Source organism: Asaia krungthepensis NRIC 0535, from assembly GCF_025995175.1.
GTDB lineage: Bacteria > Pseudomonadota > Alphaproteobacteria > Acetobacterales > Acetobacteraceae > Asaia > Asaia krungthepensis.
Window position 1 is genome coordinate 116,678 of record NZ_BAPV01000009.1, and the last position, 24,883, is coordinate 141,560.

24 protein-coding genes are annotated in these 24,883 nt (G+C 60.6%); 6 read left to right on the plus strand and 18 right to left on the minus strand.

What is annotated here, in order from left to right:
- Window positions 1-23 precede the first annotated feature (23 nt).
- Window positions 24-1,964 (plus strand): OPT family oligopeptide transporter, encoded by a 1,941-nt coding sequence (locus AA0535_RS06570; RefSeq protein ID WP_264815136.1) that lies wholly within the window; start codon window positions 24-26, stop codon window positions 1,962-1,964.
- A 207-nt stretch (window positions 1,965-2,171) separates the two neighbouring features.
- Here the strand turns inward: AA0535_RS06570 and AA0535_RS06575 are convergent, their stop codons facing one another.
- Window positions 2,172-2,405, minus strand: a complete 234-nt coding sequence (locus AA0535_RS06575) for a hypothetical protein (protein ID WP_264815137.1) — start codon at window positions 2,403-2,405, stop codon at window positions 2,172-2,174.
- Between AA0535_RS06575 and AA0535_RS06580 the strand changes: the two genes are divergently transcribed.
- Window positions 2,406-2,702 (plus strand): hypothetical protein, encoded by a 297-nt coding sequence (locus tag AA0535_RS06580; protein ID WP_264815138.1) that lies wholly within the window; start codon window positions 2,406-2,408, stop codon window positions 2,700-2,702.
- A 538-nt stretch (window positions 2,703-3,240) separates the two neighbouring features.
- Here AA0535_RS06580 and AA0535_RS06585 read toward each other — a convergent pair.
- A complete protein-coding gene (locus tag AA0535_RS06585; RefSeq protein ID WP_264815139.1) occupies window positions 3,241-3,786 on the minus strand; it encodes a cob(I)yrinic acid a,c-diamide adenosyltransferase in 546 nt (181 codons plus the stop codon).
- Window positions 3,787-3,826: 40 nt separating this feature from the next.
- Complete coding sequence (locus AA0535_RS06590) at window positions 3,827-4,387, minus strand: DUF4142 domain-containing protein (protein WP_264815140.1); 561 nt, start codon at window positions 4,385-4,387, stop codon at window positions 3,827-3,829.
- Window positions 4,388-4,483: 96 nt separating this feature from the next.
- Between AA0535_RS06590 and AA0535_RS06595 the strand changes: the two genes are divergently transcribed.
- Window positions 4,484-4,879, plus strand: a complete 396-nt coding sequence (locus tag AA0535_RS06595) for a DUF423 domain-containing protein (RefSeq protein WP_264815141.1) — start codon at window positions 4,484-4,486, stop codon at window positions 4,877-4,879.
- Here AA0535_RS06595 and AA0535_RS06600 read toward each other — a convergent pair.
- Window positions 4,859-5,188, minus strand: a complete 330-nt coding sequence (locus AA0535_RS06600; RefSeq protein WP_264815142.1) for a hypothetical protein — start codon at window positions 5,186-5,188, stop codon at window positions 4,859-4,861. The genes AA0535_RS06595 and AA0535_RS06600 overlap by 21 nt on opposite strands.
- A gap of 147 nt (window positions 5,189-5,335) precedes the next feature.
- Here AA0535_RS06600 and AA0535_RS06605 point away from each other — a divergent pair, with 147 nt between their 5' ends.
- Entirely contained in the window at window positions 5,336-5,884 is a 549-nt protein-coding gene (locus tag AA0535_RS06605) for a thioredoxin family protein (protein WP_264815143.1), read from the plus strand.
- A gap of 49 nt (window positions 5,885-5,933) precedes the next feature.
- Here the strand turns inward: AA0535_RS06605 and AA0535_RS06610 are convergent, their stop codons facing one another.
- The 12 genes from AA0535_RS06610 to AA0535_RS06665 all read right to left on the minus strand — a co-directional run bounded on the left by AA0535_RS06610 (window position 5,934) and on the right by AA0535_RS06665 (window position 17,667).
- Window positions 5,934-7,616: a M3 family oligoendopeptidase gene (locus AA0535_RS06610; RefSeq protein ID WP_264815144.1), complete on the minus strand. Its 1,683-nt coding sequence runs from the start codon at window positions 7,614-7,616 to the stop codon at window positions 5,934-5,936.
- Between the two features lie 35 nt (window positions 7,617-7,651).
- Window positions 7,652-8,857 (minus strand): pyridoxal phosphate-dependent aminotransferase, encoded by a 1,206-nt coding sequence (locus AA0535_RS06615; protein WP_264815145.1) that lies wholly within the window; start codon window positions 8,855-8,857, stop codon window positions 7,652-7,654.
- A gap of 4 nt (window positions 8,858-8,861) precedes the next feature.
- On the minus strand, window positions 8,862-10,064 hold the full coding sequence (locus tag AA0535_RS06620; protein WP_264815146.1) for a pyridoxal phosphate-dependent aminotransferase: 1,203 nt from the start codon (window positions 10,062-10,064) through the stop codon (window positions 8,862-8,864).
- Between the two features lie 19 nt (window positions 10,065-10,083).
- The gene (gene leuB / locus AA0535_RS06625) at window positions 10,084-11,193 is read right to left on the minus strand and encodes a 3-isopropylmalate dehydrogenase (RefSeq protein WP_264815147.1); all 1,110 of its coding nucleotides are present in this window, start codon (window positions 11,191-11,193) and stop codon (window positions 10,084-10,086) included.
- Window positions 11,190-11,822 (minus strand): 3-isopropylmalate dehydratase small subunit, encoded by a 633-nt coding sequence (leuD, locus tag AA0535_RS06630; RefSeq protein ID WP_264815176.1) that lies wholly within the window; start codon window positions 11,820-11,822, stop codon window positions 11,190-11,192. Before leuD ends, leuB begins: the two co-directional genes overlap by 4 nt.
- Window positions 11,822-13,240 (minus strand): 3-isopropylmalate dehydratase large subunit, encoded by a 1,419-nt coding sequence (leuC, locus tag AA0535_RS06635; protein WP_264815148.1) that lies wholly within the window; start codon window positions 13,238-13,240, stop codon window positions 11,822-11,824. The genes leuD and leuC overlap by 1 nt, the downstream gene beginning before the upstream one ends.
- A 23-nt stretch (window positions 13,241-13,263) precedes the next feature.
- Window positions 13,264-13,644, minus strand: a complete 381-nt coding sequence (gene rplS / locus AA0535_RS06640) for a 50S ribosomal protein L19 (RefSeq protein WP_023978624.1) — start codon at window positions 13,642-13,644, stop codon at window positions 13,264-13,266.
- A 25-nt stretch (window positions 13,645-13,669) separates the two neighbouring features.
- Complete coding sequence (trmD, locus tag AA0535_RS06645; RefSeq protein ID WP_264815149.1) at window positions 13,670-14,371, minus strand: tRNA (guanosine(37)-N1)-methyltransferase TrmD; 702 nt, start codon at window positions 14,369-14,371, stop codon at window positions 13,670-13,672.
- Window positions 14,368-14,952, minus strand: coding sequence for a ribosome maturation factor RimM (gene rimM, locus AA0535_RS06650; RefSeq protein ID WP_264815150.1), 585 nt, complete (start codon window positions 14,950-14,952; stop codon window positions 14,368-14,370). Before rimM ends, trmD begins: the two co-directional genes overlap by 4 nt.
- A gap of 31 nt (window positions 14,953-14,983) precedes the next feature.
- On the minus strand, window positions 14,984-15,319 hold the full coding sequence (rpsP, locus tag AA0535_RS06655) for a 30S ribosomal protein S16 (protein WP_264815151.1): 336 nt from the start codon (window positions 15,317-15,319) through the stop codon (window positions 14,984-14,986).
- Between the two features lie 50 nt (window positions 15,320-15,369).
- Window positions 15,370-16,767, minus strand: coding sequence for a signal recognition particle protein (gene ffh / locus AA0535_RS06660; RefSeq protein WP_264815152.1), 1,398 nt, complete (start codon window positions 16,765-16,767; stop codon window positions 15,370-15,372).
- A gap of 354 nt (window positions 16,768-17,121) precedes the next feature.
- The gene (locus AA0535_RS06665; protein WP_264815153.1) at window positions 17,122-17,667 is read right to left on the minus strand and encodes a Spy/CpxP family protein refolding chaperone; all 546 of its coding nucleotides are present in this window, start codon (window positions 17,665-17,667) and stop codon (window positions 17,122-17,124) included.
- A 542-nt stretch (window positions 17,668-18,209) separates the two neighbouring features.
- On the opposite strand from AA0535_RS06665, the gene AA0535_RS06670 reads away from it, so the two are divergent.
- Window positions 18,210-19,523: an ABC transporter substrate-binding protein gene (locus AA0535_RS06670; protein ID WP_264815154.1), complete on the plus strand. Its 1,314-nt coding sequence runs from the start codon at window positions 18,210-18,212 to the stop codon at window positions 19,521-19,523.
- A 212-nt stretch (window positions 19,524-19,735) separates the two neighbouring features.
- Window positions 19,736-21,397: a glycoside hydrolase family 13 protein gene (locus AA0535_RS06675; protein WP_264815155.1), complete on the plus strand. Its 1,662-nt coding sequence runs from the start codon at window positions 19,736-19,738 to the stop codon at window positions 21,395-21,397.
- 642 nt (window positions 21,398-22,039) lie between these two features.
- Here AA0535_RS06675 and AA0535_RS06680 read toward each other — a convergent pair.
- Complete coding sequence (locus AA0535_RS06680) at window positions 22,040-23,548, minus strand: UdgX family uracil-DNA binding protein (protein ID WP_264815156.1); 1,509 nt, start codon at window positions 23,546-23,548, stop codon at window positions 22,040-22,042.
- On the minus strand, window positions 23,545-24,777 hold the full coding sequence (locus AA0535_RS06685) for a putative DNA modification/repair radical SAM protein (protein ID WP_264815157.1): 1,233 nt from the start codon (window positions 24,775-24,777) through the stop codon (window positions 23,545-23,547). The genes AA0535_RS06680 and AA0535_RS06685 overlap by 4 nt, the downstream gene beginning before the upstream one ends.
- Window positions 24,778-24,883 lie beyond the last annotated feature (106 nt).

The following is a 24,883-nucleotide window of genomic DNA, read 5'->3' on the forward strand; positions in this document are numbered from 1 at the left end:
CGCTAGCGAGACAGAGAGACGGCATGAATCAGGCGACGCGGGAATTAACCATTCGGGGGCTCATTCTCGGCACCCTGATTACCGTCATCTTCACTGCCTCCAATGTCTATCTGGGCCTCAAGATCGGCCTCACCTTCGCGTCTTCCATTCCGGCAACCGTCATTTCGATGGCGGTACTGCGTGCGCTGGGGGGCAACACCATTCTGGAAAACAATCTGGTGCAGACCCAGGCCTCGGCGGCAGGCACGCTGAGCTGCGTGTTCGCGACCATACCGGGGCTGGTCATGATCGGATTCTGGAGCGGCTTTCCGTTCTGGCAGAGTTTTTTCATCACCCTGCTCGGCGGAGCAACGGGCGTTCTCTTTACCATCCCGCTCAGGCGCGCGCTGGTCACTCATAGCGCCCTGCCCTATCCCGAGGGGGTCGCCTGCGCCGAAATCCTGCGTGTTGCCTCGCCTGAGGGCAACCAGCAGGCGCTCTCCGCCCTGATGCGCGGCAGCGCTATCGCAGCCGCGCTGACTTTCCTGAGCACGGGACTGCGCGTCATCCGCGATGGATGGAGCGCGACGCTTGCCTTTGGCCCCTCGATTTTTCGCGTACAGGGCGCTTATTCCCTGGCTCTGGTCGGAACAGGCTATCTGGTCGGGCTGACCGGAGGCCTGGCCATGCTGGGTGGCGTCATTATCGGCTGGGGCATTGCCGTGCCCTGGCTGAGCGCCATCACGCCACACCCCGCCGGGCTGGATAATGGAAGTTTTGCTACAGGGCTCTGGGTCCACAAGGTGCGATTCATGGGCGCCGGCACGATTGCGATTGCTGCGTGCTGGACGGTTTTCTCCCTTCTCGGCCCCGTATCGCGTGGCCTGCGCGAAGCTTTCTCACAGACCCATCGCGCGGCACTCGACGAGACCGATCGCGACCTCCCCCCGCCAGTCATGAACGCCCTGCTCGGTGCGCTCATCCTCGGGCTTGGTGTGCTCTTTTCCCTGTTTCTCTGGCCGGTCACCAGCCATAACGCGCTGCTTCTGGTCATGCTGGCACTTGGTCTTGGCGCCTGCCTGTTCATCGGCTTTCTGGTTGCCAGCGCGTGCGGCTATATGGCGGGGATCATCGGGTCTTCCTCCTCCCCGATTTCAGGCATCTCCATCATCAGCGTGGTCGCGCTGTGCATGGCCCTGATGGGGCTCGAAGCGCTGCATCTGGTCCCGGATGCGATGACCGCCCATGACCAGCATGTCGCCATCGCCTATGTCCTGTTCGTGTTGACTGCGCTCACAGGTTCGGCCGCGATCTCGAACGACAATCTTCAGGACCTCAAGACAGGCCAGATTGTCGGCGCCTCACCGTGGAAGCAGGAGGTGGTGCTACTGATCGGTTGTGTCGTCGGGGCACTCGTCATCCCGCCTGTTCTGAACGTGCTTTATCAGGCCTACGGGTTTGTCGGCACCCTGCCGCGTCCCGGCATGGATCCGTCACGCGCCCTTGCTGCCCCGCAACCTGCACTGATGGTGGATATCGCCCGGGGTATTTTGCTGCATGATCTCGACTGGACCATGATCCTGATCGGGGCAGCGATTGGCGTCGCGCTCATTCTGATCGACCGTCTTCTCAAGCTCCGGAAGCTTGCACTGCCCCCGCTCGCTGTCGGCATGGGAATCTACCTGCCAGCCGATGTCTCGGTGACCATCGCCATCGGAGCCGTTATCGGTCGCCTGTTCGATCGCATGGCGCACCCGCAATCCCATGGCGATGACAGTACCGGCACCATGATCGCGTCAGGCTTCATTGTTGGTGAGAGCCTTGTCGGCGTGGTGATTGCCGTGCTCAGCGGTATGACCGGTCACGGTGATCTGCTCGCGATACCAGTGGGTGATGGTTTTTCCGGGATTGCAGGGATTGGGGCGTTCGCGCTTTGCCTGATCTGGTTCGCGCTAGCGCTGCGCAAAGCAAGCCGCCCAGTTTGACCCACCTTGTATCACCGACCTGCTATGGCAAGGAGGTTTGCTGAGGCCGTTCGGCGGACACGGGTCAGGTCCGCTCCCAGATCGTCCGGCCTGATGGGATCATTCCAGGCCCTGTTGGAAGACGTCGGCGTGTGACCCAAAGCAGGCGCACCATTTATCCAGGCCGAAGCGGGTCGTAACACCCGCGGTATCCGCTCTGTCTGGAATTCAGTCTTTCCACCAGCGGACAGGCTCCTGCTCATCCGCGCCCGTCTCGACCTTGCGCACGAGCGGAGGCCGACCCGGACCCCTTTTCTTCTGGCCGAGTGCCTCTGTCACGCTGGCCTCTTTCTCCGCCACACGTTTCTGGACGGCGGCGTCCTCACGCAGGCGGGTAAGCTGCACCTGCGCCTCGAGAAGAGCTTGCTCCGCCTCGGCGCATTTCGTCTTGAGCTCAGTCACGTGCAGTTTCTCATGCACAAGGTGAGTTTCGAGGGTGCGAAGCTGGGTATTGGCGTCACTCAGGTCGCGTTGCGCGTCCTCGGCGCGGCGCTGCTCCACCTTCAGCAGGTTTCGCAAACGGCTGATCTCTTCGCCCTGTTCGTCCGACTGCGGAGAAGCCAGTCGTTGCGCAGTGCGCGAAGCCTGATGATGCTCGACAATAACCTGCCCTTCCTGAACGAAGCGACGACGACGCTGATCAGGGAGAGATTTTTTGTGGCTAATAGCAACGGGCCGTTTATTTCCCTTGGCCCCTAAACGCTCCAGAGCCTGACGCAATGAATCTTCGTTAATTTCTGTATCGAGACTTTGATCTTTATTCAGAAAATCTGAGTCTATACTCACGTTGTTTCGCCCAATTTGGTCTGAAGAAATTCGGTTTTCACATTTGCTCTGGCGAGATTGACCAGAAGCGCTCTTATTCTACTCTTCCGAGGATGGGAGCCTTGGCGTGTCTCGTATACCAGTTCGTTCTCCTTGTCACGAGGAGCGGAACCCGGCGCTACAATACTCCATCCCGTTTTTTACTTGGTTCCTGCCATCTTTCTGGCTGTAAAAATCGCGCAAATTTCCCGGAATGACTTCCCATATTCCAGGTATATTTTCCGCACTACAATCACCGATAATCCGATGCTTGAGGCAGGAAACGAACTGTCGAAGGAAAGTGGCCGTGCTGGCCAGCATCAGGTCTCATATCACAAAAACTTGTGATGTCATCCCCAATAGTACTCCATAAGTCTACATAATCCGATGTTCCGTGTCCATGCCCATCCTCCAGCCCGGCATGATCGACGCCTCAGTGACGTGCTTGCCGAGGCCGCCAGAGAATGTCGTCCTGCCCCGACCTGTTTTCGTGTCGGGCGAGAACGAAGAAGTAATCGCTCAGCCTGTTCATGTAGCGAAGTACCCCCGCGAGCCGTTTCTGATCTAGAGCCACCAGGTCGCGCTCCGCCCTTCTGGCCACGACCCTCGCCATATGCGCCCAGCTTGCCCCTGCTGAGCCCCCCGGCAGGATGAAACTCTTCAACGGCGCCTGATCACGACGGAGTTCCTCGACAGCGCCCTCGAGAGCCGCGCATGCTTCGAGCAGGAAAGTATCTCCGTCCTCACGTGCCGGAATGCAGAGTATCGCGCCTATATCGAAGAGCGTGTTCTGTATCAGTGCCAACTGGTCATGCTCAGAGCAGTGCAGGCGGACGATACCCAATATCGCATTGAGTTCATCCACCGTGCCCATGGCTTCGATCAGCGGATCATCCTTGCGAACGCGCTGCCCGTCTCCAAGCGAGGTCTCTCCGGTATCGCCGCCTCTGGTGACGATGCGATCAAGACGGACGCTCATCTGTCCCGCCCTTGGAGATCAGTCTTCATGATACGGGCTTTCATTTCTGGCCGGTCTTGTGTCGGCGCGTGGCGATCTGTGGAAGCCAGCTATAGGCGGCAGAAATATAGCGCTGGTCGAGTTTCTGCAGATCGGTAGCCGATGTCTTGACGTCACTGTCTTTCGTCGTCGTGAAAACAGAGGCGATGGCTGCGCCCGAAGACTGGGACTCGTCGCGTAGCGCGGTCATGTAGGCGCGGTCGAATGATTTGCCATGCAGTTTGGAGAGACGATCCAGTTTCGCCTGATCATCGGCAAGCAGCGTCGTTGTCAGCGTCAGATCGTGTTTTCCTGCCAGCGTCGACAGGCTTTTGCGATGCGCCTCGTAATCTTTCACAACCTGCGTGCCATTATCCTTGATCTCAGGAGAACGGGCGTGATCGCTCGTCAGCTTGCCGAAAGCGATTTGGGCAAGATCATGCTCATTCGCCTGCTGAAGGAAAGCCGCATCGGCGGTGGTGAAAGGGGGGGCCTTGTCTGGCAAGGGGGGAAGACGCGGATAGGCCGGTGTACAGGCACAAAGGGGAAAAAGAGCTGCCATCGTCCACAAACCATGTCTCATCGTTCCGACCTCATTCTTTCTTTGCATTGACGGGATAGACTGTAAGGTGCCGGGCTTGTGTCCGGTTCCTCACTCGATCAGGAAAGTGTCTTGCCCATGATGACCTGGCAACGCCTTATCACGGGTTTTTGCGGTCTCTCTGGCTGCTGCGGTGTCGCCCTCGCTGCGCTCGGTGCCCACCTCCCGGATAGCGCCTTCATCCAGGGCGGGAGAACCATGCTGTCCCACGGCATCGAGATGCTCATGTGGCACACATTTGCGCTTCTGGCCCTTTCCCTCGCCGGTCGCAACACGATGCGCTTCGTGGCCTGGCCCATGGCGCTCGGCACGCTGGTTTTTGTCATCCCCGTTGTTCTCAAGGCGCTCGCCGGGCCGGATTTCGGGTTCATGGCTCCCTATGGAGGAACGCTTGTCATGGCGTCCTGGCTTGGTCTGACGGGTATCGCCCTGTTCACACCCCGAACCGGCAATTCATCCCCCCCGACGACGTGAAGCACGAATCTTCCCGGAAACGACGACCGTCAAGGCCTGTATCCCGAGCGCCACCACAAAACAGCTGAGCATGATCCCGACCAGAATGAGTTGCTCGCGTCCGAGACTGCTATCGATCCCGAACAGGGCATAAAGCGATTGCCATGCATCTGTCCCTGCGACCCATTGGACTCCATGCCCAAGGAACGGCACGAAACGGATCAGGCACGCCAGAACGATCGTGAGTCCGACAAGACCGATCGTACGCAGCAGGGTGGAGGTGACGGAAATCTCGGCGATTTTGGGCTCCGTCTCGCCATGCTGTTTCATCGCGATTTTCCTGTTCTCTTGTATTTGCAGATCCGACAGAACATTTCATACTCTGTCATAAATTCAACTCCCGTGGATTTCGGGGCGCTTTTTCGCCGTCAGTATCGCGCCGGACCCGGACAATCTCGATCAGAAAGGCCCGCACACGTGCTGACTCGCAAACTCGGCGTCCTGACATCTCTCGTTCTGGGCCTCTCCGCACTGACTCCTGTCGCCATCGGTCTCTCCAGCACCAGTGCCCTGGCCGAACAAGGGCCGCCTGCGCCGCCAGTTCTTGATAAGGGGGTCCAGATCACCCCCGCCAAGGATGTCTATCCCGATATCTCCCTCGCCAAGACACAGGTGGAAGAGGCTTTTGCCACAGCCGCGCGCACCAAGCGCAAGGTCCTGATCGATTTTGGCGGAAACTGGTGCCCCGACTGCCGGATGCTTGCTGGCGTTTTCGAACAGCCTGAGGTCGCTCAGTGGCTGGAATCCCAGTTCGTCGTTGTGCCGGTCAATGTCGGCCGTATCGACAAGAATCTGGATATCGCCAAGCAATATGGCGTCACTATCCACGAGGTCCCGACCGTGCTGATCGTCACGCCGGGTCGCACATTGCTCAATGCCGACGGCGCCAACACGCTGGGTAACGCGCGCGCCATGTCGCCCCAGGCCGTTCTCGACCTGCTGGACAAGTGGAACCGCCGCGGCTGACGCCCCCTGCTCCCCTCGGACCAGAGGGGAGCACCTGTTTCCTTACCTCTCACATCATGAGCATCTGTTCGGCTTCGTGCACGATCTCCGCCAGCGCATCTTCCTCAAAGGGGACGATCAACCCGGCCGAGCGCACCAGCGAACAGAACGCCTGACTCCCCCCCGCCTCGCACAGGCCACGATACAGATCCATGGCGCGTGCCGGATCTACCTGCGCAATCAGCCAGAGCTGAAGCGCAACGCAGAGCGCCAGCGTGTAATCGATATAGTAGAAGGGCGAGCCGTAGATGTGGCGCTGCGCCTGCCAGCGTCCGCCCTTGGCGGGATAAGCCAGATCACCCCAGTCGCGCCACGGCATGTAGAGCTTCTCAAGACGCTGCCACGTCGCATGACGTTCCTCGGCACTCATGCCTGGTTTGGCATAGATTTCGTGCTGGAAGTGATCCACACAGGCGCCGTAGGGCAGGAAGCACAGGCTCTCGATCAGATGCAGGCGGCGATATCGCTCCCCTGCCCCTTCCTCCACCAGCAGATCGATTTCCGGCCAGGTCAGGAACTCGAGCCCCATGGAATGGATCTCGGCCCCCTCCATGGTGGGCCAGAGCATGTCGATGACGGGTTGATTGCGGCTCTTCCAGTTCTGAAACGCATGGCCCATCTCATGGGTGAACACGCCGATATCGCCATGGGTCCCGTTGAAATTGGCGAAGATGAAGGGCGTCCCTTCGATGGAGAACGAGGTACAGAACCCACCGCCAGCCTTGCCGGCGCGATTTTTCAGATCGACATAATGCTGATCGACCATGGCCGAGAAAAAAGCCGCCATCTCCCCCGTTTCATCGAGATTGGCAAACATCTCACGCGCACGGGCGATCATGAGGTCGTAATCGCCTGCTGTTCCCGGATTACCCTTGGGGTCTACAAGCGCTTCATCCCACGCCTTCAGGCTGTCCCAACCCATCTCGAGCTGGCGGCGCTGCAGGAGCGCCTGAACCAGCGGCGTGACATGAGTGACAATCCGCTCACGATAGCGCGCGACATCCTGCGCGGTGTAGTCGGTACGACGCATACGGCGATATCCGAGCTCGATATAGGTATCGAACCCGAGCGTCTTCGCCATCTCGGTACGCAGGCGCACGAGATCATCAAAAATCCGATCGAGCACCTCGCCATTTTCAGCATAAAACGCCCAGCGCGCCGCCTCGGCCTCATGGCGCGTGGCGCGATCCGCATCCTGCTGGAACGGCTCCAACCCGGAGAGATTATGACGCTCGCCCCGGAAGGGAATGTCTGCCGCGGCCAGAAGCGTCGTGTATTCGGCACTCAGCCGTGCCTCTTCCGCCAGCATGGGTTCGATACGCTCATCGAAGGTGGTGATATCCGCTTCCCAGAGGGCGAGCACATGGGCGTCGAGATGCTGGGCGGCCTGCTCGCGCAGCGCGAGAATGCGCTTCTTGATGTCGGTCTCGAGCCCCGTGGCGAAGGGCGTGAGCGTGTCAGCATAGTCGCGGGCAGCCACGAAGGCGGCATTACGCGTATCCTGGGCGAAACGCAGCTCCACATGGGCCGACCAGGATTCGTAGGCGCGTCTTTGGGCATCAAACAGGTTCAGTGCGCGGGGCAGGTCACCCTCATCCAGTGCGGCGCCAATAGCTTCATAGGCCTGGCCGAGCGTCTCGCGTGAGGGTGTCGGGAAATCAAGTGACTCGAATACGGGGAAAGCTGTGATCATGGCACATGGTCGCACCCCGCCCCGTTTTCGTCCAGTCAGGCAAGGGTCAGGATGAACTGACCAAGGCGCGTGCAGGCCTGCTGAAGCAGAGCATCCGAAGCAGCCACAGACAGGCGGATATACCCGGCCTGACCGAAGGCGCTCCCCGGCACCACACTCACATGGGCCTCCTCCAGCAGAGCTTCGGCAAAATCGATATCCGTCATGATCGCCCTGCCCCCCGCGCTGGTTTTTCCGAGCAGGGCTCCGATACCGGGAAAGGCGTAAAACGCACCGTCGGGTAAGGCACAGGTCACGCCCGGCATGTCCCGCAATGCCGCCACCACCAGATCGCGTCGCTGCTGGTACACGTCGCGCATGGCATCACGTCTAGCCCCTGGCGTGGCAAGAGCAGCAACGGCCCCTGCCTGTGCCAGCGTGCAGATGCCTGAAGTGGCATTGCTCTGTATGCTTGTCATGGCCTTGATCAAGGGCTGAGGGCCACCGCAGAATCCGACACGCCAGCCCGTCATGGCATAAGCCTTGGCCATGCCATTGATCGTCAGGATCCGGTCTTTCAGATCCGGCGCGACAGAAGCGAGAGAGACATGACGGCGTCCGTCGAAAGTCAGATGCTCGTAGATCTCATCGGCCATGACCAGAACATGCGGCGCATCACGCAACACAGCAGCGATGGCCTCAAGATCGTCGCGTTCGAGAATGGCCCCGCTCGGATTATTCGGAAAATTGAGCACGAGCCAGCGCGTGCGTGACGTGATGGCTTCACGCAGCGCCTCGGCAGTGAGCCGGAAGCGGTCGCTCTCGAGGCAGGGCACCGGTACCGCAACGCCCCCCATCATCTGCGCGATGATGGGATAGCTCACCCAATAGGGCACAGGCACGATCACCTCGTCGCCCGGATCGATGGTCGCAGCGAAGGCGTTATATATGAGCTGCTTGCCGCCATTGCCGATCAGGATTTCTTCCGGCGCGTAGCTCAGCCCGTTCTCGTCCAGAAATTTTCTGGCGACTGCTGCCTTGAGCGCAGGCTGGCCGCCGACGGGCGGATATTTCGTATCGCCATGCAGCCCCGCCTGATAGGCCGCCTCAACCGCCTCGGGCGGGGATGGAAAATCCGGCTCGCCCAGTGCCAGGGAAATCACGTCGACCCCGGCTGCACGCAAAGCGCGTGCCTTGGCCGACATGGCAATGGTCGCGGGCTGCGGCAGGCCATGCAGGCGTTGGGCAAGGCGGAAGCTCATTTAATCAGCTCAGCGAGGCGCAGAAGCGCTGGATCCGCGTGCAGGCCTCGCGCAGGCTCTCCGTGTCGGTGGCGTAGGAGATACGGAAATAGCCCGGCGTCAGGAAGGCGCTGCCATGCACAGCGGCCACGCCCGTTTCTTCGAGAAGCTCCGTGACGAAGATCTCGTCATTCTCGATCACCTTGCCCGAGGACGTCTTTTTGCCAATCAGCCCCGCGATGGATGGAAACACGTAGAACGCCCCCTCCGGTCGCGTGCAGCTCAGACCCGGTGCCTGGGCCAGCATGGACAACACCAGATCGCGTCGGCCCTGATAGACCGACACCATCTCGCCGATGAAATCCTGCTGTCCTGTCAAGGCCTCGAGCGCGGCGGCCTGGGCGATGGAGCAGGGATTGCTCGTGCTCTGCCCCTGCAGCTTGATGAGCGCCTTGGTCAGTTCGACCGGTGCGGCCGAGAAGCCGATGCGCCAGCCCGTCATGGCATAAGCCTTGGAGACACCATTCATGGTCACGACGCGGTCACGCAGCTTCGGCTCGACCTGAACGAGGGTCTTGCTGACAAGGCCGTCATAGACCAGCTTGGCGTAAATATCGTCGGTCAGTACCCAGACACGCGGATGATCGAGCAGCACGTCGCACAGCGCGCGCAGATCGGCCTCGGAATAGACAGCGCCCGTCGGATTGCAGGGCGAATTCAGCACCAGCCACTTTGTCTTGGGTGTGATCGCCACCCTAAGGGCTTCAGCATCGAGGCGGAAACCGTTTTCCGGCTTCGTCTGGACGATCACGGGCGTGCCGTCAGCCAGCGCCACGATGTCCGGATAGGAGACCCAGGCCGGAGCCGGAATGATCACCTCATCCCCGGCATCGAGCGTGGCCGTGAACACGTCATAAATGACCTGCTTGCCCCCCGTAGAGACCACGATCTCCTCGGCGCTGTAATCCAGTCCGAAATCGCGGTTCAGCCAGCCTGCCACCGCCTTGCGCAGGGCGGGCGTTCCCGCGACGTCTGTGTAACGCGTTTCGCCGCGGGCGATGGCATCGCAGGCGGCGCGCTTCACGTTTTCAGGCGTGTCGAAATCGGGCTCCCCTGCAGAGAGGCTGATGATGTCCCGCCCCGCTTCTTTCAGGGCCCGCGCTTTCTGCGAGATGGCGATCGTCTGGCTGGGGGAGATCCGGTTGAGCCGGGCAGCGATCAGGGACATATCTTCCTCCGGCTGGCGCTCAGGCCAGCTTCTGCATTTCCTGAAGAACGGCGGCACCCATTGCCTCGGTGCCGACGCGGTTCATACCTTCGGACATGATATCGGCAGTCCGCAAGCCGCTGGCGAGCACATTCGAGACAGCCTGCTCGATCAGCGCTGCCTCTGCCTCGCGCTGGAGCGAGTAGCGCAGCAACATGGCGAAGGAGAGGATCTGCGCGAGCGGGTTGGCGATGCCCTGCCCGGCAATATCCGGCGCTGAGCCGTGGATCGGCTCATACAACGCATGACGCTTGCCGCTTTCCTGTGCCGGACCGAGCGTGGCCGAAGGCAGCATGCCTAGCGAGCCAGTCAGCATGGAGGCCAGATCCGAGAGAAGGTCACCGAATAGATTGCCGGTCACAATCACATCGAACTGCTTGGGGTTGCGGACGAGCTGCATGGCACAGTTATCGGCCAGCATGTGCGTGAGCGTGACATCGCTGTACTCACGCGCATGCAGTGCGGTCACGACCTGCTTCCAGAGCAGGCCGCTTTCCATCACGTTGCACTTCTCGACCGAACAAACGCGATTATCGCGCAGACGGGCGAGTTCGAATGCCACACGGGCCACGCGCTCGATTTCCGACGTCGTATAGACCTCGGTGTTGATCCCGCGCTGCGAGCCGTCGGCAAGGGTCTCGATGCCGCGCGGTTCGCCGAAATAGATGCCACCCACCGTCTCACGCACGATCATGATATCGAGCCCGGCCACGAGTTCCGGCTTCAGTGAGGACGCGTTGACCAGAGGCGGGAAGACCTGAGCCGGCCGCAGATTGGCGAAAAGCTCGAGTTCCTGACGCAGGCCCAGAATGGCGGCTTCAGGGCGCTTGTCGAAGGAGATTTCGCTCCATTTAGGATCGCCCACCGAGCCGAACAGCACCGCATCGGCCTCCTTGGCCATGGCGACGACTTCGGGGCGCAACGGTACGCCATGCACGGCCAGTGAGGCACCGCCCACCAGCTCTTCGGTCATGTCGAAGCGAAGGCCACGGGCCTCACCCAGCCAACGCGCGATCTTGACGACTTCGCGCATGACTTCGGGACCGATCCCGTCGCCGGGAAGAACGAGTAACTTATGGGCCTGGCTCACGAAACCGTCTCCATCACGATGGTGGGGCGCCAGGATTCGTCTTTCTGACGCTTCTGCTCGAAGGACGCGATGGCGCTGTCATGCTGCAGGGTTTGCCCGATATCATCGAGCCCCTCGATCAGCATATGCTTGCGGAACGCATCGACTTCGAACGCAATGGTGCTGCCATCCGGGCGCTGCACGACCTGTTTCTTCAGATCGATGGTGATGCGGGCATTGGCCCCCATCTGCGCGTCTTCCATGAGGCTTTCACAGATTTCACGCGGCAGGCGGATCGGCAGGATACCGTTCTTGAAGCAGTTATTGAAAAAGATATCGGCAAAGCTCGGTGCGATCACGCAGCGGATGCCGAAATCCAGCAGCGCCCAGGGCGCATGTTCACGCGAGGACCCGCAGCCGAAATTATCCAGCGTGACCAGTATCTCGGCCTGGCGGTAGGGCTCACGGTTCAGCACGAATTCCGGCTTTTCCGATCCATCCTCGTTGTAGCGCTGTGCCGCAAAGGCGTTCTTGCCGAGGCCACTGCGCTGGATTGTCTTGAGGAAACGCGCCGGGATAATCTGGTCCGTGTCGATATTCTCGACCGGCATGGGGGCCGCGATAGCGGTGAGCGTCGTGAACTTGTCCATCATGCCATCTCCCGCACATCGACGAAGCAGCCCGTGACCGCCGCAGCCGCCGCCATCGCAGGCGAGCAGAGATGCGTCCGGCCACCCGGCCCCTGACGCCCTTCGAAATTACGGTTCGAGGTCGAAGCGCAGCGCTGGCCGGAGGTCAGCTTGTCCGGGTTCATGCCCAGACACATCGAGCATCCTGCCTCGCGCCATTCAAATCCGGCGTCGAGAAAGATCTGGTCCAGCCCCTCGGCCTCGGCAGCGGCCTTCACATGGCCCGAACCCGGCACGACCATGGCGCGCACGCCCGGTGCCACATGGCGGCCCTTGGCAATGGCGGCTGCTGAGCGCAGATCCTCGATGCGGCTATTGGTGCAGGAGCCGATGAAGGCCACGTCGATCTTGGTCCCGGCGATCTTCTGACCGGCTTCGAGACCCATATAATCGAGCATACGCTGTACCTGACGCGCACGGGCCGGATCGTTGCAGCTTGCCGGATCGGGCACGACGCCATCAATGGCAATCACGTCTTCGGGGCTGGTGCCCCAGGTCAGATTGGGTTGGATGGAGGCGGCATCGAGCGTCACCTCAGTGTCGAATACGGCGCCGTCATCGGTGGTCAGCGTGCGCCAATAGGCACAGGCCTTCTCGAAATCCTCGCCCTTGGGGGCAAAGCGGCGCCCTTCGACATAGGCGAAGGTCGTCTCGTCCGGCGCAATCAACCCGGCCCGGGCACCTGCTTCGATCGACATGTTGCACAGCGTCATGCGCCCGGCCATGTCGAGCGCGCGGATCGCGTCACCTGCGAACTCCATCACATGACCCGTTCCGCCAGCGGTCCCGATCTTGCCGATGATAGCGAGCATGATGTCCTTGGCTGTCACGCCGGGGCCAACCTGGCCTGCCACCGTGATGCGCATGTTCTTGGCCGGCTTTTGCAGCAGGGTCTGCGTGGCCATGACATGCTCGACCTCGGAAGTGCCGATACCGAAGGCCAGAGCCCCCATCGCCCCATGGGTCGAGGTATGGCTGTCACCGCAGACAATGGTCATGCCAGGCAGGGAGATGCCCTGTTCGGGTCCCACCACATGCACGATCCCCTGGTCTTTCGAGCGCAGCTTGAAATAGGGAACGCCGAATTCGGCCACGTTCTTTTCGAGCGTTTCGATCTGGAGCCGGGATTCCGGCTCCTCGATCGGCAGCGAGCGGTCGGAGGTCGGCACATTGTGATCGACCACGGCAACCGTCGCATCCGGACGACGCAGGCGCCGCCCGGACATCCGCAGGCCTTCGAAAGCCTGCGGGCTTGTCACCTCATGGAGAAGGTGCCGGTCTATGTATAGGATGCAGGTGCCGTCCGGGAGGCGTTCGACCACGTGGTCATCCCAGATTTTATCGAACAATGTTCGCGCCACCGTACTCTCCTTTGTCATGAACCGGTTTCGACTATCCTGATTTAGGAAGCCGTCTTGGCAACGTCACGGGGACGCTCGGCAATACGAGCCGACTTGCCGCTACGCTCACGCAGATAATACAGCTTTGCACGACGCACCTTGCCGCGACGGACAACAGCGATCTCGGCGATGGAAGGGGAGTAGAGCGGGAAGATACGCTCAACGCCTTCACCGTTCGAAATCTTGCGAACCGTGAAGTTGCTGTTCAGGCCCTTGTTGGAACGGGCAATCACAACGCCCTCATAGGCCTGAACGCGCTCACGCGTGCCTTCGACAACGCGCACGCCAACGCGCACGGTGTCACCGGCCTGGAATTCGGGAACCGGACGGGCGGCGGTCAGACGCTCGATTTCGCGCGCCTCATACTGCTGGACAATGTTCATGGTACTTCTCCGAGAAAACGAAAATTTATCTGTTGGTCTTGGCTTCAGCATAGGCCGCCCAGAGGTCGGGGCGTCTGGCCTGTGTCACAAGGCGGGCCTGCTCGTGACGCCAGGCCGCAATCGCAGCATGATGCCCTGAAAGCAGGATGTCCGGCACGTCCATGCCCTCCCACGAGGCGGGCTTGGTGTAGTGCGGGTATTCAAGCAGACCGTCACCGAAGCTCTCTTCGGCATCGCTCAGCTCGGACCCCATCACACCGGGCAGGAGGCGCACGCAGGAATCGAGCAGCGCATAGGCGGGGATCTCCCCACCCGACAGCACAAAGTCGCCAAGCGAAATCTGCACGACATTGCGCCGCTCCAGAACCCGCTCATCGACGCCCTCGAAGCGCCCGCACAGCACCACAACCCCGTCACCCGACGCAAACTCGCGCGATTGCGCCTGCGTCAGGCGCGCGCCACGCGGCGTCGGGTAGATGACCGGACGGCCATCGGCCTCGATCGAGTCCAGCGCTTCGGCAACCACATCGGCCCGAAGCACCATGCCCGCACCACCGCCGAATGGCGTGTCATCCACGGCACGATGACGCCCACGCCCGAAGTCACGCAGATCATGCACACCCAAGGACCAGACGCCTTCCTCAAGCGCCCGCCCCGCCAGGGAGAACCCCAGCGGCCCCGGAAACATGTCCGGGAAAAGGGTGAGAATGTCAGCGCGCCAGGTCATGAGCGCACCGCCACATCGGCCTTGCCCGACAGATCACCCTCGACTTCCACCTCATACGGCGGCTCGACAATGATCCGGCCCTGAGCGAACAGGATTTCGGGCACACAGGCATGGGTAAAAGGCACGATCAGATCCTGACCCTTGCCATCCTGCCCTGCGGCCGTGATTTCGAGGCTGACACCCGCGCCGTAATCATGAATGACCGCAACCGTGCCCAGCGCCGTGCCCTCGCGGGTTTCGGCACGCAGCCCGATCAGATCAGCATGATAGAACTCGTCCTCATCCGTATCGGGCAGGCAGTCCCGGCCGACATAGAGCTTGAGGTTCACGAGACGCGACGCTTCATTGCGGTCAGTAACGGGGCGACCCGACGCGTCGAACAGACGCGCGATGCCATGACCCTGCCATTCCGCCCGCCATACGCGCCCCTTCTCGTCATGCAATGCCCCGATATCCTCGACCGAAGCCGGGTCATCGGTTGCCGCGAAAAGATGCACGAGCCCCTTCACGCCATGGGGCCTGCCCACGGTCGCGACCAGAATATCTTTCGATACATCCGAAGGGGCGCTGACGGTCGTCATGGAATACTGAAGCCTATCCCTGGTCTATGGCTCAGGCTGCGGCCTTGGCGGCTGCACGCTCCTGAGCGCGCTTCTTGGGCGCGGACTGCTTGGGCTGCTCGTTGTAAACGGGCTTTTCCATCAGGCCAGCATTGCCGAGGAAGCGGGCAACGCGATCGGTCGCCTGCGCGCCGTTCGACAGCCAGTGCTTGATACGCTCGTCGTTCAGACGGATGCGGTCAGCATGGTCGGAAGGCAGCATCGGGTTGTAGGCGCCAACCTTCTCGATGAAGCGGCCATCGCGGGGGCTACGGCTGTCAGCAATCACGATGTGGTAGTACGGACGCTTCTTGGCACCAGCGCGCGAAAGGCGGATCTTAACGCTCATATTTTTACTCCAGGGTATCGAAAACTATGTGAAAATCATGCCGGTTGGGGTTAGCGACGCGGGCCGCCAAAGCCACCGCCGGGCCGCCCGCCGGGAGCACCGCCCGACATGAGACCGGAAAGCATCTGCTTCATGCCACCGAGGCCCATCTTGCTGATGCGCTTCATGATGGTGGACATGTCGTCAAACTGCTTGAGCAACTTGTTGACCTCCTGAACCGTCGTGCCGGAACCGGCAGCGATACGCTTCTTGCGGGAGGCCTTGATGATCGAGGGCGTCTTGCGTTCGTCCTTGGTCATCGAGGAAATGATGGCCTGATGGCGCTTGAAGATCGAGGTATCCAGATCCTGATCGCCCAGCTTGTCCTTCAGCTTGCCCATGCCGGGCAGCATGCCGAGGATGCCGGAGATGGAGCCCATCTTGCCGATCTGACGCAGCTGCGAGGCATAATCGTCGAGATCGAACTTGCCCGCCATCATCTTTTTGGCGACGCGTTCGCTCTCTTCGTGATCGAGCGTCTCGCTGGCCTTTTCGACCAGCCCGGCAATATCGCCGAGGCCGAGAATACGACCGGCCACACGCTCGGGATAAAAATCGTCCAGCGCCTCGAGCTTTTCGCCCAGACCCACCAGCTTGATCGGCGCGCCGGTGATGGCACGCATCGAGAGCGCCGCACCACCGCGCGCATCGCCATCCATACGGGTCATGACGACACCGGTAATGCCGACTGCCTCGTTGAAGCGCTGCGCGGTGTTCACCGCGTCCTGACCGGTCATGGCATCGACCACGAGCAGCGTCTCGACCGGGCTGGTCGCATCGCGTACGTCGCGCACTTCCTGCATGAGGGCTTCGTCGATCGACAGACGCCCTGCCGTATCGAGGATAACCACGTCATAGCCTTCGCGACGGCCCGTCTCGAGCGCGCGCTTGGCGATCTCGACAGGCTGCTGACCGGCGATGATCGGCAGCGAGCCCACGCCGACGCGCTCGGCAAGCTGCTGCAGCTGAAGCTGTGCGGCGGGACGCTGCACGTCGAGCGAAGCAAGAAGCACACGCTTGCGCTCGCGCGCCAGAAGACGCAGGGCGATCTTGCCCGAGGTCGTGGTCTTGCCCGAACCCTGCAAACCGACCATCAGCACCGGCACAGGCGCTGCGGCCGCAAGGTTCAGCGGCACGTTGCCCGCACCGCCAAGCGCCTCGATCAAGGCGTCATTGACGATCTTGGCAACGGCCTGACCGGGAGAAATGCTTTCCAGTACCTCCGTCCCGACGGAGTTTTCCTTCACCTTGTTGACGAAGTCACGCACGACGGGCAGGGCCACGTCGGCATCCAGCATGGCCAGACGCACTTCACGCATCGCTTCGGCAACATCCGCCTCGGACAGCCTGCCGCGCTTGGACAGACCCTCAAATACACCGGAAAGCTTGCCAGAAAGCGTGTCGAACACGTGAAACCCTTATAAGCAACAGAAAGACGCCACTGCGCGAGTCTTCGCGAGGTGGCGTTTCAAATCTGGACAGGGAGCTAAAGGGGTGAGGCGCCAAAGTCAAGGCAAAACCCGCCACCCGTGCCTCCACTCAGGAAAACCCGTCGACATGACCAGAAGTCGACATAACTTAAAGAGAGGAGGCGTGAGAAACAGCTCCACATCTCACGCCTCGAATGTCGGCCAGCGCAATGGGCGGGGCGTCATCGAGCCATTGCGCCGACCGTGAGGGTGACGGCCCACGACCTCAGTTTCAGAGGTCTCAGTTCCACAGGTCAGGGGCGCGGGATGCCCCTGACCTGCGGGAGTAAACCCTCAGGGCGCGTCGTCATCGTCCTTGTCAGCCGCGTTCTTGGCATGAGGCGGGCGCATCAGATCGCGGATCTGGGCCTCGAGAGCATCGAGCTTCTCCTGCGTCGTACGCACCTTGTCGAGCTGCTCCGGCGTCAGGATGTCATGAATGGCAACCGCATCGGCAGCCATGGCTTCCTCATCCTTGGCATTCAGAGCCTCTTTCTGCTTGATCAGGCCATCGAGCTTGGCCTTGTCGACCGGCCCTTTGGCCATCAGCAGAGCGCCAATCTGTCCATCGAGATCGCGTCGCTGATGCATGGCGTCACGACGCTCTTGACGATGCGCATGCATCATTGCGTGGATCTTGTCGCGCTGTTCCTTGGTGAGGTCGACACCCCGCAACATGCCCATCAGCGGAGGGGGCATCATCATGCCCATATGGCCCGGCGGCGGTGCGATGGGGCCACCCGGCCCCGGTGCGGGAGCCGGACCATGGGCGTGAGCCAGCGCCATGAAAGAAGGTGCCGCAGCAAGGGACAGCAGGCAGAAAGTCTTTTTCGAGATCATGCTCGTCTTCTTCCTATATTTGCAAAGGCACCTGTCACGATGCCTATGACTGATTTCTAGCAAGAAGAATGCGGAGAACTAGGGCCAAAACACTACAGAGTGTATGTATTGTTACAGGTTTTCTACCTGACTGCGTCATGCCCGGCATTATGGGCGGTCATGCTGAGAGACACGCTTAACACATTCATGTTACGGCTATTTCATGTTCTTGTTATTTGCCGGAAAGAATGACAGCGTGAGCTTACGCATTCCGCAAGGAGTGACGTGTGAAGAACCGGACAGACGGACACCATGCGACCCACGCCCCGGCGACAGCCAGCAACGCCCCTCCCGAATCTTGCTCTTCCGATCGGCTCCGATCAGGTCCGGGATCATTCTCCTTGTTACATTTCTCCCACCCCCTGAACCCCGATCCCGCTTTCCTCCTCAGATCACCGGATCAAACTGCCCCCTCCCCGTTCCCTATCCGACTCTTCTCCAGGCGCGCCCTGACGGTCTTTCCCGATACGCCAAATGAACGTGCTTTTCCAAGGACTGCCTCAATGAAGAAATCCCTGCTTCTGGCCAGTGTCGCTCTCGGGCTCGGGCTCACTGCCCAGGCCAAGGCCGATACAACGCTCACCATCGCGACCGTGAACAACGTGCAGATGATCGAGATGCGCAAGCTCTCCTCGGTCTTCGAAAAGGCCCATCCCGACATTCATCTCAACTGGGTGACGCTTGAGGAGAACGTGCTGCGCCAGCGTGTGACGACGGATATCGCCACCCATGCAGGGCAGTTCGACATTCTCACCATCGGGAATTACGAAGTGCCGCTCTGGGCCAAGCAGGGCTGGCTTTACAAGTTCGATAATCTTCCTGCCGCCTATGACCTCAACGATGTCATTGCGCCGGTGCGCGAGAGTGTGAGCTATCAGGGCAAGGTCTATGCCCTGCCTTTCTACGCCGAGAGCGTGATGACGCTGTACCGCAAGGACCTGTTCGCGAAGGCCGGTATCACCATGCCGGAGGCGCCGAGCTGGGACCAGATACGTGATTTTGCCGCCAAGACCACCGACAAATCGAGCGATACCTATGGCATCTGCCTGCGCGGCAAGCCGGGCTGGGGCGAGAACATGACCATCGTCACCACCATGGTCACCAGCTTTGGCGGCCAGTGGTTCGATATGAGCTGGAAGCCCACGCTCTCCACCCCTGCCTGGCATGATGCAATCAGCTATTACAGCTCTCTGCTCAAGCAGTTCGGTCCGCCCGGCGCCAGCGCCAACGGCTTTAACGAAAACCTCTCGCTTTTCGCAACCGGTCATTGCGCCATCTGGGTCGACGCCACCAGCGCCGCTGGCACGGTCTATGACCCCAAGCAGAGCAGCGTAGCGGACAAGGTCGGATTTGCGCCCCTGCCGACGGGCAGCTTCAAGGGCGGACCGACCTGGCTCTGGTCATGGAATCTTGCCATCCCGGCATCCTCGACCCATGCCGAGGCCGCGAGCACGTTCATTCAGTGGGCGACTTCCAAGGAGTATATCCAGCTCGTCGCGAAGACCGATGGCTGGGTCAACATCCCGCCCGGCACGCGCAGCTCCTCGTATCAGTCAGCTGAGTATCAGAAGGTCGCGCCTTTCTCCTCCTTCGTGCTGAAGGCCATCGAAAGCTCGAACCCCTCGGGGCAGACGGCTCAGCCGCGCCCCTATGTCGGCGCCCAGTTTGTTGACATCACCCCCTTCCAGGGGATCGGTACCCAGGTGGGGCAGACCATCGCCTCCATTCTGGCAGGATCGACCAGTGTGGATGCCGGTCTCTCGGCCGCCAATGCTGCCACCAACCGCGTGATCCGTCAGGCGGGATACCAGAAGTAGGATAACGCTCTGCGGGAGGACACGTCGGCAGTCCTCCGCGCAGCGCGCTATTCGGCAAGTTGGATTATTACTTATGTCCCGCTCTCCTTCGAAGGCGGGACATAGCTCCGTTCTCCGCGCGGACGTCCCTCCGGGCTGCAATTTAGTGTGACTGCGCCAACCCGGTGTCAGCAACGGTGTTCCATGAGGCATATCTCATGGAAAGCAGGGCTATGACACAGAACGGTTCCTATCCTCTCTGGTGGAAAGACGCGGTCATCTACCAGGTCTATCCGCGCTCATTTGCTGACTCCGATGGCGATGGTATCGGCGACCTGCCGGGCATCATCGAACACATGCCCTATCTCGAGAAACTCGGGATCGACGCATTGTGGATCTCCCCCTGCTTCCAGTCGCCTCAGGGCGATGCTGGATATGATATTTCCGATTACCGCAAGATCGACCCGCTTTTTGGCACGGTCGAAGATTACGAGGCGCTGATCAAGGAAGCGCACGACCATGGACTGCGTGTGATCGCAGACATGGTCCCGAACCACACATCCGACCAGCATGCCTGGTTCAAGGAAGCCATGGCATCGGACCCAGGCAGCGCCGCACGCGAGCGCTACCTGTTCCGCGACGGCAAGGGCAAGGGCGGCAATGAGCCCCCGAATAACTGGCAGAGCGTCTTTGGCGGCATTGCCTGGACACGCGAGCCCGAGCGCAAGGATGGCAAGCCACGCCAATGGTATCTGCACCTCTTTGATAGCTGTCAGCCTGATCTGAACTGGGATAATCCGGAAGTCCGTACCGAATTCGAGTCCGTGTTGCGCTTCTGGCTCGATCGCGGCGTAGATGGGTTTCGTATCGACGTTGCCCATGGCCTCATCAAGGAAAAGGGCCTGCCCCCTTATACCGAGCGTGCCACGATGGTAGGCGAGGATGACGACAAGACCCCCAGCGATGCGCCGATGTGGGATCGGGACGGGGTACATGACATCTATCGTAGCTGGCACAAGCTTCTGGCCAGCTATCCCGGCGACCGGATGCTCGTGGCCGAAGCCTGGGTCAAGCCGCTCTCACGTCTGGCCCGCTATGTGCGCCCCGATGAAATGCAGCAGACCTTCAATTTCGATTATCTGCTCTGTCGCTGGAATGCCGCTAAATATCGCGAGATCATTACCGACTCCCTCGAGGCAATGCATGAGGTTGGCGCCATCACGGCCTGGGTCATGTCCAACCATGATTCGGTACGCCATGCCTCGCGTCTGGGCCTGAAGGATGCAGGCGCCCGCCCGCAGGGTATCGACGCCGCCCATGAGCAGCCGAATGAAGCGCTCGGCCTGCGGCGTGCACGAGCGGTCATTTTCATGACGCTCGGCCTGCCCGGGTCAGTCACGCTGTATCAGGGTGAGGAACTTGGCCTGCCGGACCATACGACCCTCGACAAGAAATACAGACAGGATCCGGCCTTCTTCCGAACCAACGGCGAAGAAATCGGGCGCGATGGTTGTCGTATCCCCATGCCATGGACCGCAGATGGCCCCTCTCTCGGCTTCAATGAGAATGGCGAATTGTGGTTACCCCAGCCCCAGCAATACAAGGAATATGCCGTATCGACCGAAGAGAACGACCCGCATTCAACCCTCGCCCTTTATCGTACCCTCCTGAACCAGCGTAAAAACTCCCGCCTTGGGCGCGGTACGCTGGAATGGGCCGAGCCACGGGACAACGTGGTCGAGTTCACGAATGGGGATGTGCGCGTGGTCCTCAATTGCGGCGACGAGCCCGTCTCTCTCCCTCCCGGTGAGATTCTTGCGGCGAGTCTCGAGATTGAACAGGACGGTGTCCTGCCCGCCAATGCGGCGGTCTGGATCAGCGAGGGTAAAGGCTGAAGCACCCTCCTGGCCTGACCGAGCGGAAAGGCCAGGAGACGCGGCTCGCGTCATGACGCGCGGCTCCAGCACGATGAGGTTGCAACGCCCACGCGGACGAAATACCTCTGATCGAGAGACGTTCGGGGCCGGCTCTGACTTGGAGTGCAACTTGACGTCCTGCCCAAATCGGATCCCATACGACTGTCAGATAGCCTGCCCTGAGCGGGGCTTAACACCACTCGCTCCGTTCGGCTTCTCTGCTGCCATTGCGAGATCCGCAGAGGGAGAGCGCTCTCCTCATGCGCCCTTTTTCAATCAGGCAGGCAAAAATTGGGGGATAGCAGGGCAAAGATTGCTCAGCGTCCCATGAGGCATGCTCATCAGGTCCCGCCACACGCCCTCTGGACACCGTCATTGAGGCTGACGGGCGCTGCACACCCGGGAGGGAGCACCGCGTCATCTCTTCCTGAACACCCGTTCCGTCAGCAAGGCTCCCTCGGTGATAAGACGCGATGGTGCGCAGGCCTTCCCGGTACCAGTCCGACACAACAGAATGCATGGCAATCGAGGAGAGGGCATTCCCAGTGGCTCCGACAGCCCCCCGATTGAGTAAGAAACTCATCGCCCGTCGCCAGTGGAGCTTCGGAAGACAGGAACGGTCTACCCGGTTCTGAGCCAGTCTTTCGCCATCGTGAGTTCCTCAACGAAACGACGCTCTTCCTCCTGCGCCCTCTGCGGATCGGGCAAACGCAGGAGGTAGGAAGGATGGATAGTGGCCAGCGTCGCAGGCCGCCCATGATCCTGACGCACCCGCCCCCGTGTCACCCCAAGCCGCGTCACACGCCCTTCAAACGCCTGCAGCGCGGTCGCACCCAGCGTGACGATGAGGCGTGGCCTTACGAGAGTTATTTCCTGTTCGAGCCATGGAGAGCAGGCGACAATCTCGTTCCGATCTGGTGTCTGGTGAATGCGCCGCCTCCCCTTGGATACGAATTTGAAGTGCTTCACCGCATTGGTGAGATAGACCTCGTCACGCGCAATCCCCACCTCACCGAGGATACGGTCAAGGACCTGTCCGGCTGGGCCAACAAACGGCCTGCCCTGCAGATCCTCCTGATCACCCGGCTGCTCGCCAATGAGCATGAGCGGCGCATGCTCCGGTCCTTCTCCTGTCACGACCTGAGTGGCGAAACGGCAGAGCGAGCAGCGCTGACACGAAGAAAGAGCATGCCCCAGAGCAGGCAAGCCGTCGAGCGCAGCTTTTTCCGCGCGGCTGGCTTCCTCGCGCCGGGCCCATTCGGCCTGGTGACGCTCGTGAAAGCCCGGCGCGGAGCCATCATTCTGCAGCGCCACCATCGCAGCCACGCGTTTCTCGGCGTCGGCCAGCATCTGGGGGATCAGGCGGGTCTCGGGCAGGTTCTTCCAGTATTTCGTGGGCATTTCCGAGCGCATCGCCTTGGTCTTGATACGCGCGGGGTTGAAAATCGACTGGTAGTAGCGATGCCACAACGCCTCGACATCATCCTGCATGGCAGGTGGGGTGCAAGGCTGGGTATCGAAGGTGATCTTGCCCCTCTCATGCAGAACCGAGCCGATGGGGGTGAGAATAAGCCAGTCCATATCCGAGAACCGCTCGGCGAAGAACGGCGCGACACTCTCGAGGATATAGTTCTCGGGTTCAAACCAGGCGACAAAATGCCGACGTCCGCCCTCCTCCTCGCCGCCCTCAGGAATTGCCTCCCGGAAGCGCAGGAATGCTTTCATCTTGTGCATGTCGCGCCGGATTTGGTGCTCCATGCGCGCTGCCTCACGAATATCGGGATCGGTCGCAATCGCCAGAAGCGCGGGTTCGCTCTGCAAACGCCAGAGCAGGCGATAGGCAAGCGCAAAGCGCGCCGGATCATGATGACGCAGGATCGAACGCAGCATCACGAGGGCCGCTTTCGTCACATGACCGACCGGGTGACCGACGGGCTCCGACGCCCGCGCCGCAGGCACCTGCTCTCCTTGCAGGACAGGGAGCGCTTCGGACGCGAAGAGCTCCGACTGTTCGGGATCGGGCACCACCCACTCAACACGATCGGGTGCTACGCCTTCTGCAAGAGCGGCACGCGCCTCATTCCGCCATGCCTCGAACCGGGCATCAAGCGGAAGCGTGATGCGCTTCACAGGAGGCTCAATTGCCGCGGCTGGGGCCGGAAAGAGGCTGCCAGATTATCACGATCGATCAGACGACCCGGTGACCAGTCTGATGTCACGACGAAAGGCTTGATCTTGCGCAAGGACACATGCAACCGCTCCACATCTTCGAGCCTGATGACCTTGTGCCGGCGCGCCGAAAGCAGGGCGGACACGCTGCGCGGCCCAAGACCCGGCACACGCAACAACATCTCGCGACTGGCGCGGTTCAGATCGAGCGGGAATTGTGCGCGGTTCTGAAGCGCCCATGCCAGCTTTGGATCGAGCTCGAGATCAAGCATGCCGTCCTGTCGCTCGGCCACGATTTCCTCGAAGGAAAAGCCGTAAAAGCGCACCATCCAGTCGGCCTGGTAGAGCCGATGTTCGCGAAGGAGTGGTGGCGCCTGCGAGGGAAGCGCAACCGACGCATCGGGGATAGGGCTGAATGCCGAATAATAGACGCGCCGCAGCGCATAGCCGGAATAGAGCGCGGCGCTGCTTCGCAGGATATCCTGGTCGGTTGAGCGATCGGCACCGATGATCATCTGCGTGCTCTGACCGCCGGGCGCAAATCGACGCGCCTTTCTTCCGCTCAGGGTACGGTCTCCGGCCTCCTGGATACGCAATCGCAGCGAACCCATGCTCTGCCTGATATGCCCGGCATCTTTCTCTGGCGCATAAGCCGCCAGTCCGGCTTCGGTGGGCATTTCTACATTGATCGACAGACGGTCGGCATACAGCCCGGCCTCCTCGATCAGATGAGGCGCTGCGTCCGGAATGGTCTTGAGATGGATATAGCCATGGAAATGGTGGGTCAGACGAAGTTCACGCGCGACACGAACCATCTCTTCCATGGTGTAATCGGAAGACCGGATAACACCGGAAGAGAGAAAAAGCCCCTCGATGTAATTACGACGGTAGAACTCAAGGGTGATCCAGATGATCTCTTCGACTGTGAACCGTGTACGTTCTATTTTGGAAGACGACCGATTGATGCAATAGGCACAATCATAGATGCAGAAATTGGTCATCAGAATCTTGAGAAGGGAAATACACCGTCCATCCGGCGTATAGGCGTGACAGATCCCGTTCGGAGCTTTCGAGCCCAACCCTTCCTCGCCCGGTTTCTTCTTCGAGCGCGCGCCGCTCGACGCGCAGGACGCATCGTATTTGGCGGCATCGGAGAGAATTTCCAGACGTGCGGCGAGGGTCTTTTTCATCTTCGTGAGATGGGAAGATCCTTGGAACAAGTCAAGAACGTCAGACGTGAAAACGCCCGGATTTACAGGGGGAACGCGCTTTTTCCGGATAGGCAATCCGGGGGCT

What these genes read in the sequence shown, in the direction of transcription:
- AA0535_RS06570 (WP_264815136.1), top strand. Translation starts at nt 24, where the DNA reads ATGAATCAGGCGACGCGGGAATTAACCATTCGGGGGCTCATTCTCGGC.
- AA0535_RS06585 (WP_264815139.1), bottom strand. Translation starts at nt 3,786, where the DNA reads ATGAGCGTCCGTCTTGATCGCATCGTCACCAGAGGCGGCGATACCGGA.
- AA0535_RS06590 (WP_264815140.1), bottom strand. Translation starts at nt 4,387, where the DNA reads ATGAGACATGGTTTGTGGACGATGGCAGCTCTTTTTCCCCTTTGTGCC.
- AA0535_RS06595 (WP_264815141.1), top strand. Translation starts at nt 4,484, where the DNA reads ATGATGACCTGGCAACGCCTTATCACGGGTTTTTGCGGTCTCTCTGGC.
- AA0535_RS06600 (WP_264815142.1), bottom strand. Translation starts at nt 5,188, where the DNA reads ATGAAACAGCATGGCGAGACGGAGCCCAAAATCGCCGAGATTTCCGTC.
- AA0535_RS06610 (WP_264815144.1), bottom strand. Translation starts at nt 7,616, where the DNA reads ATGATCACAGCTTTCCCCGTATTCGAGTCACTTGATTTCCCGACACCC.
- AA0535_RS06615 (WP_264815145.1), bottom strand. Translation starts at nt 8,857, where the DNA reads ATGAGCTTCCGCCTTGCCCAACGCCTGCATGGCCTGCCGCAGCCCGCG.
- AA0535_RS06620 (WP_264815146.1), bottom strand. Translation starts at nt 10,064, where the DNA reads ATGTCCCTGATCGCTGCCCGGCTCAACCGGATCTCCCCCAGCCAGACG.
- leuD (WP_264815176.1), bottom strand. Translation starts at nt 11,822, where the DNA reads ATGGACAAGTTCACGACGCTCACCGCTATCGCGGCCCCCATGCCGGTC.
- leuC (WP_264815148.1), bottom strand. Translation starts at nt 13,240, where the DNA reads ATGACAAAGGAGAGTACGGTGGCGCGAACATTGTTCGATAAAATCTGG.
- rplS (WP_023978624.1), bottom strand. Translation starts at nt 13,644, where the DNA reads ATGAACATTGTCCAGCAGTATGAGGCGCGCGAAATCGAGCGTCTGACC.
- trmD (WP_264815149.1), bottom strand. Translation starts at nt 14,371, where the DNA reads ATGACCTGGCGCGCTGACATTCTCACCCTTTTCCCGGACATGTTTCCG.
- rimM (WP_264815150.1), bottom strand. Translation starts at nt 14,952, where the DNA reads ATGACGACCGTCAGCGCCCCTTCGGATGTATCGAAAGATATTCTGGTC.
- rpsP (WP_264815151.1), bottom strand. Translation starts at nt 15,319, where the DNA reads ATGAGCGTTAAGATCCGCCTTTCGCGCGCTGGTGCCAAGAAGCGTCCG.
- AA0535_RS06665 (WP_264815153.1), bottom strand. Translation starts at nt 17,667, where the DNA reads ATGATCTCGAAAAAGACTTTCTGCCTGCTGTCCCTTGCTGCGGCACCT.
- AA0535_RS06670 (WP_264815154.1), top strand. Translation starts at nt 18,210, where the DNA reads ATGAAGAAATCCCTGCTTCTGGCCAGTGTCGCTCTCGGGCTCGGGCTC.
- AA0535_RS06675 (WP_264815155.1), top strand. Translation starts at nt 19,736, where the DNA reads ATGACACAGAACGGTTCCTATCCTCTCTGGTGGAAAGACGCGGTCATC.
- AA0535_RS06685 (WP_264815157.1), bottom strand. Translation starts at nt 24,777, where the DNA reads ATGAAAAAGACCCTCGCCGCACGTCTGGAAATTCTCTCCGATGCCGCC.